We start from the raw sequence: 1,067 nt of genomic DNA on the forward strand, positions 1-1,067 counted from the left end.
TCGTCTCCTTTGCGTTTTTGTTTGGCGACTTAATTGTAACAGAGGACGAGGTCCATGTCTTTATTCTATTTTGCGAAAGATATTATACCTTATCGAAATATGATGGTGCGAAAACTCAGTATTTTAGTCATGCTAATGCTCGTTATCATGACATCAACTGTATTTGCGAATATTCCTGATAGTATGGATGTGGAAACTGCTAAAACACGTTCACAGGAAACCCTGCTAATCAATTCAATAGAGGGAACTCCATATTATGTATTTATCATCAGCGATAATGCAAAATATGTATCTAACTATCTTTTCGAAAAAAATGGGATTTTTGCCGGTGATTTTTACCCTTACCTTGCACGCGTAGGAGATGATACGGCCTTCTTGCAGAAGGGGATAGGTCCTTTTCCTACGTTAGACAAAGACAGCGATACTTTAAATGGATGCTTTGTTATTACTAGCAACACAGGAATGCCGGATATTTTAGAGAATATATCTAGAGCAAGTGGAGGCGGTGGGTATGCTGCATCGTTTTTTGCAATAAAAGATAATAAATTAAAAGAAATACAATTTATGGATCAACATAGACGAATCCATAGAAAATATATGTCTATGGATGCTCGTGAAAAAAATGGTGCTAGATATTTAGACGATGGCACGTTCTATCTACACACGTGGACAAATGCATGGCCCGATATGGGTACGTATAAAATGGTCTATATGTTTGATTACAAGAATCTGATTATGATAAGAGCATATGGATATAAAAAAGGACCTCATGATGATGACTATCATGAGACGGATGTCACGGTGTGAATACATCAACGGAAAACATGGATCTACAAGGATTTCTTGCTAGATCCATGTTTTTCTATACGTTGTAAGCTATTGTGCAGAATAGCAGTGAAATACTATTTTATGTCATACTCGTAAAATAAATCTTGCAATTCAATTAATTTTATGATAACATAATGTTAATGATAGATAAGGTATAATATCTTTCGCAAAATAGAATAAAGACATGGACCTCGTCCTCTGTTACAATTAAGTCGCCAAACAAAAACGCAAAGGAGACG

General features: G+C 35.6%; 1 protein-coding gene. It reads left to right on the forward strand.

From position 1 onward, the window contains the following. The first annotated feature begins 54 nt into the window (after nt 1-54). Nucleotides 55-807, forward strand: coding sequence for a hypothetical protein (locus tag T518_RS11280; RefSeq protein WP_036379015.1), 753 nt, complete (start codon nt 55-57; stop codon nt 805-807). Nucleotides 808-1,067: the final 260 nt, after the last annotated feature.

Origin of the sequence: Mitsuokella jalaludinii DSM 13811 (genome assembly GCF_000702905.1) — a bacterium.
GTDB classification, from domain to species: Bacteria; Bacillota; Negativicutes; order Selenomonadales; family Selenomonadaceae; genus Mitsuokella; species Mitsuokella jalaludinii.